This is a genomic window from Nocardia sp. CA-290969 (assembly GCF_050936135.1).
Lineage (GTDB): Bacteria > Actinomycetota > Actinomycetes > Mycobacteriales > Mycobacteriaceae > Nocardia.
Window position 1 is genome coordinate 2,425,981 of record NZ_JBNJNJ010000001.1, and the last position, 13,028, is coordinate 2,439,008.

Annotated in this window: 12 protein-coding genes and 1 riboswitch; of the genes, 5 read left to right on the forward strand and 7 right to left on the reverse strand. The window is 68.6% G+C overall.

Going from position 1 to position 13,028, the window contains the following annotated elements; all coding sequences use genetic code 11:
- Positions 1-60 precede the first annotated feature (60 nt).
- From ACQEVO_RS11315 to ACQEVO_RS11325, 3 genes are all read right to left on the reverse strand, one after another.
- Positions 61-768 carry an SDR family oxidoreductase gene (locus tag ACQEVO_RS11315; protein ID WP_432911907.1) on the reverse strand — a complete coding sequence of 236 codons (708 nt, stop codon included), beginning with the start codon at positions 766-768 and terminating at the stop codon, positions 61-63.
- A gap of 410 nt (positions 769-1,178) precedes the next feature.
- The gene (locus ACQEVO_RS11320; RefSeq protein WP_432911908.1) at positions 1,179-2,552 is read right to left on the reverse strand and encodes an aminotransferase class V-fold PLP-dependent enzyme; all 1,374 of its coding nucleotides are present in this window, start codon (positions 2,550-2,552) and stop codon (positions 1,179-1,181) included.
- A 47-nt stretch (positions 2,553-2,599) separates the two neighbouring features.
- Positions 2,600-2,713, reverse strand: a riboswitch (SAM riboswitch).
- A gap of 207 nt (positions 2,714-2,920) precedes the next feature.
- Entirely contained in the window at positions 2,921-3,538 is a 618-nt protein-coding gene (locus ACQEVO_RS11325; RefSeq protein ID WP_432911911.1) for a TetR/AcrR family transcriptional regulator, read from the reverse strand.
- Between the two features lie 49 nt (positions 3,539-3,587).
- Here ACQEVO_RS11325 and ACQEVO_RS11330 point away from each other — a divergent pair, with 49 nt between their 5' ends.
- From ACQEVO_RS11330 to ACQEVO_RS11345, 4 genes are all read left to right on the forward strand, one after another.
- Positions 3,588-4,973, forward strand: coding sequence for an oxygenase MpaB family protein (locus ACQEVO_RS11330; protein ID WP_432911913.1), 1,386 nt, complete (start codon positions 3,588-3,590; stop codon positions 4,971-4,973).
- On the forward strand, positions 4,970-5,266 hold the full coding sequence (locus ACQEVO_RS11335) for a 2Fe-2S iron-sulfur cluster-binding protein (protein WP_432911915.1): 297 nt from the start codon (positions 4,970-4,972) through the stop codon (positions 5,264-5,266). The genes ACQEVO_RS11330 and ACQEVO_RS11335 overlap by 4 nt, the downstream gene beginning before the upstream one ends.
- A 232-nt stretch (positions 5,267-5,498) precedes the next feature.
- Positions 5,499-7,016: a flavin-containing monooxygenase gene (locus ACQEVO_RS11340; RefSeq protein ID WP_432911917.1), complete on the forward strand. Its 1,518-nt coding sequence runs from the start codon at positions 5,499-5,501 to the stop codon at positions 7,014-7,016.
- On the forward strand, positions 7,017-7,184 hold the full coding sequence (locus ACQEVO_RS11345) for a hypothetical protein (RefSeq protein ID WP_432911919.1): 168 nt from the start codon (positions 7,017-7,019) through the stop codon (positions 7,182-7,184).
- A 566-nt stretch (positions 7,185-7,750) separates the two neighbouring features.
- Here ACQEVO_RS11345 and ACQEVO_RS11350 read toward each other — a convergent pair.
- Together ACQEVO_RS11350 and ACQEVO_RS11355 are read right to left on the reverse strand one after the other, a co-directional pair.
- Positions 7,751-8,350: a hypothetical protein gene (locus ACQEVO_RS11350; RefSeq protein WP_432911921.1), complete on the reverse strand. Its 600-nt coding sequence runs from the start codon at positions 8,348-8,350 to the stop codon at positions 7,751-7,753.
- Positions 8,351-8,520: 170 nt separating this feature from the next.
- Positions 8,521-9,720 (reverse strand): oxygenase MpaB family protein, encoded by a 1,200-nt coding sequence (locus ACQEVO_RS11355; RefSeq protein ID WP_432911924.1) that lies wholly within the window; start codon positions 9,718-9,720, stop codon positions 8,521-8,523.
- A 336-nt stretch (positions 9,721-10,056) separates the two neighbouring features.
- Between ACQEVO_RS11355 and ACQEVO_RS11360 the strand changes: the two genes are divergently transcribed.
- Positions 10,057-10,701: a TetR/AcrR family transcriptional regulator gene (locus ACQEVO_RS11360; protein WP_432911926.1), complete on the forward strand. Its 645-nt coding sequence runs from the start codon at positions 10,057-10,059 to the stop codon at positions 10,699-10,701.
- 37 nt (positions 10,702-10,738) lie between these two features.
- On the opposite strand, the gene ACQEVO_RS11365 is transcribed toward ACQEVO_RS11360, so the two are convergent.
- Both ACQEVO_RS11365 and ACQEVO_RS11370 read right to left on the reverse strand, forming a co-directional pair.
- A complete protein-coding gene (locus ACQEVO_RS11365) occupies positions 10,739-11,731 on the reverse strand; it encodes an FAS1-like dehydratase domain-containing protein (RefSeq protein ID WP_432911929.1) in 993 nt (330 codons plus the stop codon).
- A 79-nt stretch (positions 11,732-11,810) separates the two neighbouring features.
- Positions 11,811-13,019 (reverse strand): PucR family transcriptional regulator, encoded by a 1,209-nt coding sequence (locus tag ACQEVO_RS11370; RefSeq protein WP_432911931.1) that lies wholly within the window; start codon positions 13,017-13,019, stop codon positions 11,811-11,813.
- Positions 13,020-13,028: the final 9 nt, after the last annotated feature.

A 13,028-nucleotide genomic window follows, 5' to 3' on the forward strand; every position in this document is an offset into this window, starting at 1 on the left:
TGCTGTGCGCCGGCCCGACCCGGTCGATGCGGCGTGGGCTACGCGGCGGGCGGGAGTGGGTCAGGGTAGCGGTGCCGCGGTGTATCGGACGGCCGGCTTCCCGGGGCGGACCACCAGTTCGGTGCCCGGTTCCCCTGTCCGCAAAACGCTTTCGACCGCGGCCGCCACCTCGTCGGCCGCCAGCATAGGGATGCCCGCGGCGCGGAAGCGCTCGCGTCCGCCCGCGGTGAGCGGTGTGTCCACCAGGCCCGGGCATACGGCGCTCAACCGGATGCCTTCGCGGGCGAGCTTGCCGTGCAATGCGCGCACCAGGCCGATCACCGCGTGCTTGGTCATGGTGTAGATCGGATCCTGCGGGACTCCCGCGATCGCCGCATGCGAGGCGGTGACGACGATGGAGCCGCCGCCCTGCCGGCGCATGACCGGCAGGGCGGCGCGCAGACCCCACACCACCGCGTGCTGATTGATTCCGACAACCGCGTAGTAGCGGTCGAGATCCAGCGTTGCCGGGTCCTTGTCGACCGAGTTGGTACCGGCGTTGAGGACGAGCAGGTCCACCCGGTCCCCGGCCGCGGCCACCGCCGCCTGCGAGAGCGCCGGATCCGTCAGGTCCCCGACGATCGCCTCGCCGCCCAGTTCCGCGGCGACCTGCCGGACGACCGGATTGCGGTCCACCAGGATGCACCGGACGCCGTCGGCCGCCAATCGCCGCGCGGTGTGCTCGCCGATACCACCCGCCGCCCCGGTGATCACTGCGGTTTCTGCCATCTCGAACTCCTTCAGCGCGACCTCTCCGAAACAGAGAATATGCTTTCCGAAACACAGAATGCAATTCTGACGCTACTGGAGCCGGGTCGCTGACCTGTTCCGCCTGGTGAGGCTGATCCACGGCAAACCCGCGCTGGTCCGTCCGGCGGGGATACTCAGCGCCGGTTGCTGAGTGAGGTTGAACTGATAGGTCTACGGAGGCCGGTCCGGCCGGTCGGACGAACCGGCCGGGAGCACTCGGCCGGCAGCGGCGGAGCGCACTTTCCGGACGGTGCGCTCCGCCGCTGCGGTCGCCGAGTGGCGGGCCAACGTTGATCGCTGTGGCCGTTTGCCCTATGGATTATCTGCGGCCGTGGCACGAGCGTTGACCGGTGACAGCGGTCCGGGCCTCACCGGTACCCGCGCGATTCTCATACCGCGCAGGGCGCGGCGCCTGCGGCGGTACCGGGGGCCAGACCCGGGCGGGTCTCCGGGAACGGGTCCCAGCGTCCCGCGGCGCAGACGTAGTTCCAGCGTGGACCGTGGGCGACCAGTGCGGCCACCGCGTCCAGTAGCCGGTCGATATCTTCCTGCGTGGTACCCAGGCCGATACTGGCGCGCACTGCCGCGTCGATGCCCAGCCGGGCGAGCAGGGGATGCGCGCAGAATCGGCCGTCCCGGACGCCGATCCCGAATTCCGCGGACAGATACGCCGCGACCTGTCCCGGCTCGAAACCGTCCACGGTGAAGGCGACGATCCCCACGCTGTCGACTTCGCCGAGGCTTGCGGCCGTATCGGCTTCACCGCCGGCGACCGAGCCGGAGTTGCCGGCGTCGGGTTTCCAGATCCGCAGGCACTCGACACCCCGGGTCGCGGCGAGGCCGGTGCGGAGCCGGTGCGTCAGGGAACGCTCGTGCGCCTCGGCCTCCGGGCCGAGTTCGGTAAGGACCTCACAGGCCCTGGCCAGGGCCGCAGCACCCAGCACATTCGGCGATCCCGCTTCGTGCCGCTGCGGTGCGGGCGCCCACTCCGTGCTGTCGACAGTGACCTCCCGCACCGCGCCACCACCGGAGAGGTAGGGCGCCGCGGCATCCAGCCAGTCCCGGCGCCCGGCCAGCACGCCGGCGCCGAACGGGGCATACAGTTTGTGCCCGGAAAGCACCAGATAGTCGATACCGGTGGCGCGCAGGTCGATTCGCCGGTGCGGAGCCAGCTGTGCCGCGTCCACCAGGATCCGTGCGCCGCACTGGTGCGCCAGTTCGGCCAGACGGTCGAGGGGCAGCACTTCGCCCGTCACATTGGAAGCCCCGGTGACCGCCAGCAGCGCCGCGGGTTTCGCGCACAGCTCGGCCGCGAGCCGCTGCAGTGTCTCGGCGACGGTATCGGCCGCGCGCACCACCCGGCGCCCCCGGTGTTCCCACGCCAGCAGGTTCGCGTGATGTTCGATATCGAGTACCACGGTATCGCCGGGAACGCAGCCGGCCAGCAGATTCAGCGCGTCGGTGGTGTTGCGGGTGAACACCACCACTTGGTCGTCGGCGCAACCCAGGAATCGGCCCACCGTTTCCCGCGCCGCCTCGTAGCACTGTGTGGAGATCCGGGAGGCATACCCGGCCCCGCGGTGCACGCTGGCGTAGTAGGGCAACAGCTCGGCGACCCGGTCGCTGACCGGCGCCAGCGCGGGTGCACTGGCGGCGTAGTCGAAATTGGCGTAGGTCCGGGTTCCCCCTTGTACCAGGGGAACTCGCAAATCGGCACCGGAAACTCGGGCGAGGGTACCGGTCCGGTCGAGTACAGCGGTCATCACGCAATCCCATCGGCTCTGGGACTCCGGTGAGGAATGGTAGACGGAGTCCGCGCTTGCCGCGCCTGGTCGAGCGGCGGCCAGGTCGTCACCCGGGGCACCCCACCGCGGAGGAGGGTTGCCGGCCAGCAAGCCGGGGCTTGACGCTGGCACTCATGACCTGCAGCGAGAGTTTCAGATGCGCCCGCGAATGTCAACCCGTGTGGTCGGGCCCGGAGCGCTTACCGGCGTCGCAGATTGCGAGCAGCAATTCGCGTATTGCTCCCGAATCGGCGCCGCAGGCGGGCAGTGAGCGCCACTGTGCGGGCAGGGGATCCGGTACTCGCGTACTGCTCGGCTTCGCCGTCCGCGGTGCGTCTGCAGAGCCACTACCTGCGGAAATAGTTGAGTATCATGCGCGTGATATTGGTGAGGAAGGTATCGCGGGGGATATCGGGCTGGTCGAGGATGTAGCGGACGGTCAAGTGTTCGACGGTGCGCACCAGCATCCAGGCGGCGGTCGGGATATCCGTATCGTCGTGCAGGCGGTAGCCGCGCAGGGTGAGTGCGGCGCGGGTGAGGTCGGCGATCTGGTCCTCGAAGCTGACCACCGTATGCTCGACACTGAGCCGGGGTGTCTGCTCGACCACCGCGCGCAGCAGTTCGGGCTGATTACCGAGGGCGTCGAGCAGTGCTGAGATCGACTGGCGCAGAGCCACTTCCGGAGGTTCCGGCATATTCTCCAGGACCTGTGCGCGGACCCGGTCGGAGACCTCGCTGTTGTAGCGGTCGATGGCGGCGCCGAGCACCGCGTCCTTGTTGGGGAAGTACTGATACAGCGATCCCGGGCTGATTCCGGCGGCCCGGGCTATCCGGTTGGTCGAGGCGCCCTCGTAGCCGTGCGCGATGAGCACGGCCTGGCCGGCATCGATGATGCGCTCCACCATCTCCTTCGAGCGTTGCTGGCGCGGGGTCCGGCGGAGGCCGGCGCGAGGTACGGGCGGCATCTCAGAATGCGAATTGAACGCGAGCAATTATTCGTGTCAGCATTCGCTCATGCTGCCACAGGAGCCCACCACGAGCCCGCCGGGCGGGGAATCAGACCATGCCCACGAGGGGAACCGGCACCGGTTCGACTACTACTTCCGCACCGGGATGCCGCTGCGACCCCCACCGCCGCGGATCGCCCCGTCCGGTCTGTGGTTCGAAACCCGGAAACGGATGCTCGCGCCCTGGATCGATGTGCGGCGGGTACCGGTGGACACCCCGCAGGCCCGGATGATGGCCGATCACCTCTGGCAGGGTGACGAATTGATGGACGGTGTGGTCACCGCCTTCGCCCGGGTGGGTACGGCCGCCGGCCGGAAAATGCTCGATCAGGCGCTCGCGCACGGTATCGATACCGTCGACGACCCGCCCGCCGAACTCGTCGCCCTCTTCGATCACCTCGACAACCCGCCTGCGTGGTTCGACTCGCAGCGCTGGGAACAGGGCCGCCGGCTGTGGCTGAACGCCTCGATGTCGGGGAAGACGGCCATGCTGATGCAGGATTTCATGGGCACCTTCGTCGGCGCCGAGGTCGCGTCGGCCACCGGTGCGACGGGCCGCTACACCAACAACCCCTACCGGCGGAACCTGGAGACCGCGAACTGGTTCCGCAGTATGACCGTGGCCGGCGCACTGGACCGGTGGTCGCCGACCTTCCAGGACACGGTGCGGGTGCGGCTCATGCACGCACAGGTGCGGTCGGGGTTGAAGAAGGCCTGGGGTCCGGAGCATTTCGCGCGGCACGGCAACCCGATCTCCAATTCGACCACGATGGGCGCGGCGGTGACCTTCGGGCTGACACCGCTGTGTTTCGACCATGTGCACGGCCGGCGCGTCACCACCGGGCAGTTGGACGATGTCATGCACTACTGGGCGGGTATCGCGCACGTATTCGGGGTGGCCCCGGAACTGGTCCCCGCGACCGCGCTGGAAGGGATGCGCTTGGTCGACTATATGGTCGCCACCGCCGGAACGGCACCGGAATGGACGGCCCGGATGGCGGGCGCGGCAACCCGGGGTTTCGCAGGCGACGGTGCGCCGGCCCGGGCGAAGGTCGCGGCGGCGGCACCGGTGGCGGGCATGATGGCCTACTACAGCAGCGATGTCCTGGTCCGGGAACTTCTCGCGGAGACCCCGCTGCGGAATGTGCGGTTGCAGCCGTGGAAATCGGCGACCGGCCTGGCTTCCGCGGTAGAGGTCCGGGCGCGGGCACTGGGCGACAGGCTTCCCGGCGCGCAGGAGAGGCTGGCCCGTAAGGCGCGCCGCGACGATCCGATGTGGCGCTGGCAGTCGCGGATCGCGAAAGCAGCCGCGGCTCGCGCAGGAATCCGCGATACCCCCTACAACCACCACGACGGCTCCGCGGACGGGCAGCTGCGTCGTTCCCGGCGGTGAGGAGAAGGCGCCGCCGCCCCCGCCCCGAACCGGCGCGGGTGGTGATCGTCGAATTACGCCGATCGGGTGTCGAACTCGTGGTGCCGCCCGCGCTGACCGTACTCGAAGCATTGGAGCGCAACGGGTTCGACGTGCCCTCGATGTGCCGCGCGGGCCTGTGCGGCGCCTGCGAACAGCGACCACTGACAATCGAAACCGTACCGGGGACGCGCCCGCAGCGGGCGGCCGGTGATCCGATCCGCCTGTGTGTGACAACCGCCGGAACCGTCACCCGGTTGGTCCTCGACCTGTAATCCTCTCGTCCGCGCCACTCGCCGGACCGGTGCCGAACGGTTCCGGTGACGCCGTTGGGGAAAATCACCAATCCGGACTCGGTGTGTTCACCCGGCTGTACCGCTGAGTTAGGTTGGTGCGCGCGGACCCGAATCCGATTCGGCTTCCGAATTCCGGTATCGGCCGGAAACCCTCTCCCACACCGAAACCGGGAGACTTCCGGAGCCTTTTCCAGCGTCGGCAGGAGCGGTAGTGAGCACCGAAGACCCGAACCATCCAACGATCGCCGTCGTCGGCAGTGGATTCAGCGGAATAGGCTTGGCGATAAGCCTTGTACGCGCCGGATTCACCGGAGTGACCGTTTACGAACGGGCCGATGATATCGGGGGAGTGTGGCGGGACAACACCTACCCGGGTGCGGCCTGCGATGCACCGTCGCACCTCTATTCGTATTCCTTCGCGCCGAATCCAGGGTGGTCGCGCCGGTTCGCCCCACAGCCGGAAATTCTGGAGTATCTGCGCCGCTGCGCCGACGACCATGGAATCCGCGGACATATCCGCACCGGCACCGAGGTGGTCGCGGCGGTATTCGACGAACATCGATACCGCTGGGAACTCGAACTCTCCTCGGGCGAAACCGCCTACGCCGACGTACTGGTGACGGCCTGCGGACAGTTGAGCGGGCCCTCCTATCCGCGGTTGCCCGGCCTCGCCGATTTCACCGGTGCGGCCTTCCATTCCGCGCGCTGGGATCACACATTCGATCCCGCCGGCCGCGATATCGCGGTGATCGGCAACGGCGCCAGCGCAATCCAATTCGTCCCGCACCTGGTGGAAACCGCGCGCACGGTCACCGTGTTCCAGCGGCAAGCGCATTGGATCAGCCCCAAACCCGATGGCGAATACGGCCGGTTCCGGCGCCGGGCCAACCGATGGCTGCCGGTACTGCAGAAGATCCCGCGGCTGGCGATTTTCTGCTGGTTCGAGGGCATTCTCAACCCGATGCTGGTGTCGCGGCGCGGACGCCGGATACTGGCCGCGCCGATCAGGTTGTGGTGCCGGTGGAATCTGCGCCGGATCAGCGATCCCGGGCTGCGGCGCGCGTTGCTGCCCGACTACGAACTGGGCTGTAACCGCATTCTCACCTCGAACGAATACTACGAGGCGCTCGACCGGCAGACGGCACAGGTGGTGACGGACTCGATCCGGGAGGTCCGGCCCACCGGGATCGTCACCGAGGACGGCCGGCATTTCGATGTGGACGCCATCATCTACGCGACCGGTTTCCGGTCCCACGATTTCATGGCACCGATGCGCGTCACCGGTCCGGCCGGGCAGGATCTCGACACCATGTGGACAACCGGGCCGCGCGCCTATCTCGGTCTCACGGTGCCCGGTTTCCCCAATTTCTTCATGATGTACGGACCCAATACGAATGTCGGATCCGGGTCGATCGTCCATATGCTGGAAAGCCAGATGAAATATATTGTCGCTGCTGTCGGAGAAATACAGCGGGTGCGGTATCTGGATTTGCGGCCGGAGGTGCTCGAGGAATTCGACAGCGAAACCCGGCAGCGGCTGGCGGGCACAGTCTGGAACACCGGTGGCTGTCACAGCTGGTATGTCGCGGATACCGCCGCGGGCCCGCTGAATACGAACAACTGGCCGGGTTCGATGCTCGGGTACCGGCGCAGAACCCGCCGCTTCGATATCGAGAACTACCGCACGGTACCGCGCCCCGCCGCCGCCACGCGCGATGGAACGGTCTGAGTGCAGCCCGCAGCGGGCAGCGTCGGGCGCCCGCCGCGGGCGGGCAGCGAAACCGGCACCGGCAGCACCCTCGGGAGAAGGCACCCCTGCGCCATCGCCGGCCGGGGGCATCTCCTCGCTGCGCTGGTCGAGGTGGCGGCCTACGACAGCATGGTGGCGCACTACTAGGCGGAACGGGCCGCACGCCTATCCGATCCGGTTGTGCGGATCCACCGGCCGAACCGCACACGATTGCGGCTGCGCTGAGCAGGGCTGTGGGCGCTGTGCCGGTAGGCCGGTAAGGACGCGTCGGCTGGAGAGCGCTGCTGGTTTCCGGGACAGATGCCCGGTGACGGAGATCGGCGACACGGTCGAATTCGCGGCGCGATCCGCAGCAGGTGATCGCCCTGCCGGGACGGATACATCGCCGACGAAGCGGGCCGGCGTCGCGAGAGGCTCAGGGTGAACGGGTACAGACTGTTCGCGCGGTGGTGTAATCCGGTGGAATGCGCTGCGGTGACCACGGCGGGGGATGCGCAGCGGTCGAATCGCAGCGCGGTCGCGGTGGAGCCGGGCGGGTGCAGCGGGCACGGCAAAGCCCCTACTGCCGGGTGGTGTGCCCGGGAGTAGGGGCTTCGGTGGGCGGGTGCCGGGCGGCGTCCCGAAGTTCCGGCGCACCGGGGTTCACCGCGCAACCCGTGCTCGGTTCCCTTGCTGCCCGGCCGCATGCCGTCGGTGCCCGGTTGCGCCCGGGCCTAGCCCTCCGGCTGTTCCTCGGCCGGCGGTTCTTCGGCCGGGGGTTCCTCGACCGGCGGCTCGTCGACCGGATGGGTGGCACAGGCGAGAATCGCCTTACCCTTGTCCCGGGCGACCGTCTTGGCCTCGTCCACGTCGGGCAGCACCTCGACCGACGCGTCCTCGAACATGCAGGCGACCCGGCCGACCAGCGTCTCCAGCGGAGATTCGGGTGACAGGGCCGGTGTCTCGTCCGGCGGTGCCGGTTCACCCTCGGCGGGCGGCGGAGCCTCGCCTTCCGCGGGCGGTGCGGGTGCTTCGCTTTCCGCGGGCGGTGCGGGTGTTTCACCCTCGGCGGGCGGTGCGGTATCCGTACTTTCCGCCGGTGGCGCCGGCTCGGTGGTCGGAGCGGGTTGTTCCTCCGTGGGTGGCGTGGGTTCGCCCGGTGCAGTCGGCTCCTCGTTTCCGGTGGTCGGTGCCGGTTCGACCGGCGCCTCGCTGGTCGGCGTGGGCACCGGGGTGGTGACGTCCGGTGGCTGCGCCGACGCCAGCGGCGACACCAATCCGGCGGCCGCCACCGCGATGGCGAACGTGGCGAGCCTGCGGGAGGTTATCGGCATCACAAATCCTTGCTGTCGTGGAACTGGAATTTCGAGCTCGATTACCGATCGGTCTCCGCAGTGTATGTCCGCAATAATTCGGTATGTCGATTCCCGGCCTATCGACACAATTTACATATGAACGGCTGGGCCGCTGCACAATACATTCCGCTGCCGAATTTCCGGCAATTTCACAATTGAGTGGGTGCGCCCGCGGTAATCGGGGCGGCGGTGAGGAGTTCGAGGAATCGCTGCTGTTGGCGGCGGCCGCGTTCGGCGGCGTGCACGCGCCCGTCGCGAGCGAACCGCGCGGCGGCGCTGCGTGCGAGGTTGACGGGAAAACGCAGCAGCGGGTACCAGGGCGGCATATACGGCCACAATCCGAGCCGGTGCACCGCCCGGGGGCCGAGAAATGTTGTGGCGATGGACAGATGCTGGGCGCGTGCGAGCTGTCCGCGCAGCCGGGGCATATTCGGGTACGACCAGCCGAGCGGATCCCGGGCCATCGGAATCGCGAGCCGCCGGCTCGTTTCGTCGGGGTTCATGATCGCGGTGAGGCAGTGGTAGAGCACCCGCACACCGTCGCGGAACCCGGTGGGCAGCCACTGATCCTCGACGCCGATCAGCCAGCCCACGTACCGGGTGAGGTGGGCGGCGGCGTCGAGGTCGGCGCGGCGGGGGAGCATACCCATGGCCATACCGCCGACGAACGGCGCCAGCAGCGCACCCACCAGGGTCGCGGCCATATCGGTCTGGTTGATCGGCAGCCCCCATTCGCCGGTACGCCAATCGGGTTCGGCGAGCAGCTGCCGGCGGACCAGGGCGTGGATGAGCCGCACCCGCAGCGTCGAACGGTATCCGGCGCCGAACGGAGCCATGGCGTCCTCGCCTGATACGTCCATGGCCCAGCGCAGGGTGTCGGCGAAGCGGGCGGCCGGGCCTTTTTCGAGCGCGCCGGTGCGCAGCAGGGTCTTGTTGAAGCCGGAAGCCAGATAGCCGCCCAGGAAGGAGACGTCGCGGGCCAGGTAGAGGCCGTCCGCGCCGCCCATCCGGTAGACCTGCGCACCGCGCCGGAGCAGGGCGGGGTCCACCCAGGCCGGTGGTGTTTCGATGTGCCGGAAGAAGGCGGCCAACGGTGCGGGCGGGTCCGGGATCGAGGCAATTCCCGAGGCGAGCGCCTGGTCGAACAGTGGGCGGGTGGTGGCGGTGCCGGTTTCACACATCCAGGCGGCGAGTTCGTCCATGGCGGGGTCGGCGACCAGCAGTGATTCGCCCAGGGCCTGCCAGCGGCGGGTATCGGGCCTGCGGATCCCCAGCAGGAGTGCGAACGGCCGGAGGCCGGGTACCGCGCGGGGCGTGCGGGGGTGGCGGGTGGGAACGATCTGGTTCATGGAATCGGTCCTTAGAAATCCTGCTGTGTCCTTGTACCGAAGTGAAACGAACATATGAATGCCGTTACATGGTGTCAATGTGTTTGTAAGGTAACACCGGGCAAACCGTAATCGGGCCAGGCCGGCGTGGCTCCAGACAGAGCATCCGTGCGGGCAGTGGCGGTGCGCGTGCGCCGGGTCGGGCGGCCTGCCCGACCGCCCGTTGTGGTAGAGCACAACCGAAATGTTCTGTGCCGCGCGATTCTCCGAGGGGTTCGTATCGACTGCGCAACGGTGTACCCGGGAGCGGTGGATTGTATCGGCTATTGGTACGGCGCGATTGGTAGATTGAAAATCATGGTGAGGCAGGGTGACGCGGTCGACGAGAAGATCATGGATGCTGCGCTGGTGCGGTTGCTGCAGGTCGGTATCCGCCGGGCGAGCCTCGACGATATCGCCCGGCGCTCCGGGCTCAACCGCGTCACCATCTATCGCCGGTTCTCCGGTAAGGACAATCTCATCGAAGCCGTCATCATGCGCGAAATCGAGCGTATGCTCGCCGAGGTCGGCCGGATCGGTAGCGAGGGCAGCGATGTCGACGAGCAGATCGCCCGGACCGCACTGTATGTCCTACGACAGGCCCGCACCCATCCACTGCTGACCCAGCTCATCGAGGTCTCTCCGGAAGAGGCGATCGAGTTCTACACCGTGCGCGGCGAAGAGATGGTGAGTTCGGCGATCGGCTATATCGTGGCGATGCTGGAGCGTGGGCAGGCCGACGGCACGATCGACGAATACGATCCGCGGCCGGTGGCCGAACTACTGGCCCGGCTGGCGCATTCGCTGCTGCTCACCCCGCTCGGCGGTGTCGATTTCCGGGACGAGGGCCAGGCCGCGGCCTTCGTCCGGACGGCCGTGGTGCCCCTGGTCCGGCACGGTGCGGCCGCCGGGGCGGGGGCGGCACGCGAAACGCCGGCGTCCGGGCGGTCGGGGACACGCTGATCCGCCGTACGGACAAGGGCGGCTCGCTCGGCGCCGTTCAGTGGTGCGGCGGGCGCAGGACGGCGTGTGCGCGAATGAACAGTCTGCGGTCCAGGCAGCGTCCGTCGAGTTCGACCACGGCCGCGCAGCGTTCGTCGACCGCGATCACCCGGCCCGAGATCTCCACCGGATGGACGGCGCGGCCGGGCATCCCGCTGTAGTGGGTGAATTCGGCCTCGTAGCGCGATACCGCGGCGGGGTCGCCCAGGCAGGAGGAGAGGTACCCGGCGGTCAGGGCGAGCCGCATCATGCCCGGCGGTGGGCCGCTGCGCGCGTGCGGATCCGGCGCCGTGCGGGTAGGCGTGCAGAGCGCGGCATACCTTTCCGGATCGGCACTGCGCATCGGGAAGGTGCGCCGCGGTAACGGCAGTCCCGGCCGGAACATGGTGTGGTCGTGCGATTTCACGGGCTCCGGCACTGCTGTCGCCGCGGTATCGCGGATGCCGGTAAGCAATTCCGCCGGGGGCGCCGCGCCCGGCGGAACACAGACATGGAGGGAACTGGAACCCGATTGCACGACCTGGCCCTCGTGGTCGGTGAGCACCGCCTGCGCTTCGACACTGGCGTAGTCGGCGGTGGCGCGGATCGATCGGATCCGGATATCGGTGGTGACGACGTCACCGGCCACCAGCAGACGCCGGATGTGCAGGGTCTGGCGGGTGTGCAGGAGCGCATCGGGTCCGATACCCGGCGCGAGGATCCGGACGGCGTCGTGCTGGGCCCGGACCATGGCGAGTGCCGCGAAAGTGGGCGGTGCGGCCGGCGCCGGATAACCGTAGTCGCGGGCCACCGCATCACTGTGATGGATGGGATGGTTGTTGTGCGTGATATCGGCGAAGGCCCGAATACGTTCCCGCGTCACGATATACGTGTTTCGCCCGGCGGCGGTGCCGCGGTCGCCGGACCGCGCCGCGGGATCGTGGGTGCGCGGTGGTGTACCGGGCCGGGGTGCGTTCCGGGTGGATCTCGGTAGCCGGTTGGCGATCTGCATGATGTCTCCTCGGTGTTCCGCGGGCCCGCTGCAGGGGAGGCGGGACGGCGGGCGTACAGCGCGATACCGCGGTAGGCGCTCACACGGCTGTGCCGACCGCCGGACCGGACCGGGTATTCGGGGCCGGCACCGACGGGCCCGGATACCCGCGACCTTCGTAGGCGCCGACCACCATGGCCGCCTGCAGTTTCGACAGCCCGGCTACGGTCGCCGGGTCGTACCCGGTGACCTGATGGATGCGGCGGAACCGGTAGTCCACCGTATTCGGGTGGACGTGCAGCTGCCGAGCGGTGAGCTTGCGGCTGCCGTCGCTGCGGATGTACACGAGCAGGGCGTCGATGAGGTCGGGGTGGCCCTCCAGCGAGGCCGCGATCCGGGAGAGGCTTGCGCGGGCGGGACCCGGCCGGGTGACCTGGTATTCCAGCGCGATGCGGTCGAACCGGTAGATACCGTGGGGGTAGCCGAGCCGGCGCACCACGTCCAGCATTTCGTGCACGGTATCGACCCGATCCCGGACCTGGCCGGCCGGACAGACCAGGACGGCGGCGGTCACCTGGGTGCGTAGCACGGTGCGCAGCCGGGCGGTGATCCGGGCGAGCTGGGTATCGATGTCCTCGGCCGCCCGCACGGCCAGCGTTCCGCCGTGTTCGGTGAGCAGCGACAGGGCGCTGACAGCGGTGTCGCCGGCCAGGCAGGATTCGATGCGATCGACCGGAATGCGGCGATTCGGCGCCGGTTCGACGGTGGTGATCGGCTCGAATTCGAGGGCGACCACGGCGGCGGTTTCGGTGGAGGCGCGCGGACCGGTGACCGGGAAACCGCCGTGTAGCGGGACCACGTTCCGTGCGGTGTCCCGTCCGGCGCCGTCGCAGGCGGTGGCCACGGTGGTCGTGATGAATTCGCGGACCCGGCCCAGTCGCCGGCTGTATGCGGCGAGACGGCCCGCGGGCAGCCCGGCGGTACGTAATTCCTGCACGGTGACCTCGATCGCGCCGTGCACCGCGTCGGTCACGTGTGTGGCCGTGTCCTGCTGGGCGAGGGCCGCCTCGACGGCTCGGTGGAGGTCGGCGACGAGTGTTCCGGTTCTCCCGTGCGCGCCCTGGGCCGGTTCGAGCAGGTGGAGCAGTAATGCGATCACCGGTCCGTTGACCGGATGGCGGGTGCGGGTTTCGCCCGGCCGTCGTGGTGTTCCGTTGGCTGCGATCGCTGCGCCCGGCCCCGGCGGCGGGGTGCTGCGTGCGGATCGGGCGAGTGGTGTATTCACCAGCTGAGTGGCTGCGGCATTCATGATCACATC

Coding starts and splice junctions, on each gene's coding strand:
- ACQEVO_RS11355 (WP_432911924.1), bottom strand. CDS start 9,720: ATGAACCAGATCGTTCCCACCCGCCACCCCCGCACGCCCCGCGCGGTA.
- ACQEVO_RS11325 (WP_432911911.1), bottom strand. CDS start 3,538: ATGCCGCCCGTACCTCGCGCCGGCCTCCGCCGGACCCCGCGCCAGCAA.
- ACQEVO_RS11330 (WP_432911913.1), top strand. CDS start 3,588: ATGCTGCCACAGGAGCCCACCACGAGCCCGCCGGGCGGGGAATCAGAC.
- ACQEVO_RS11360 (WP_432911926.1), top strand. CDS start 10,057: ATGGTGAGGCAGGGTGACGCGGTCGACGAGAAGATCATGGATGCTGCG.
- ACQEVO_RS11315 (WP_432911907.1), bottom strand. CDS start 768: ATGGCAGAAACCGCAGTGATCACCGGGGCGGCGGGTGGTATCGGCGAG.
- ACQEVO_RS11350 (WP_432911921.1), bottom strand. CDS start 8,350: ATGCCGATAACCTCCCGCAGGCTCGCCACGTTCGCCATCGCGGTGGCG.
- ACQEVO_RS11320 (WP_432911908.1), bottom strand. CDS start 2,552: ATGACCGCTGTACTCGACCGGACCGGTACCCTCGCCCGAGTTTCCGGT.
- ACQEVO_RS11370 (WP_432911931.1), bottom strand. CDS start 13,019: ATGAATGCCGCAGCCACTCAGCTGGTGAATACACCACTCGCCCGATCC.
- ACQEVO_RS11365 (WP_432911929.1), bottom strand. CDS start 11,731: ATGCAGATCGCCAACCGGCTACCGAGATCCACCCGGAACGCACCCCGG.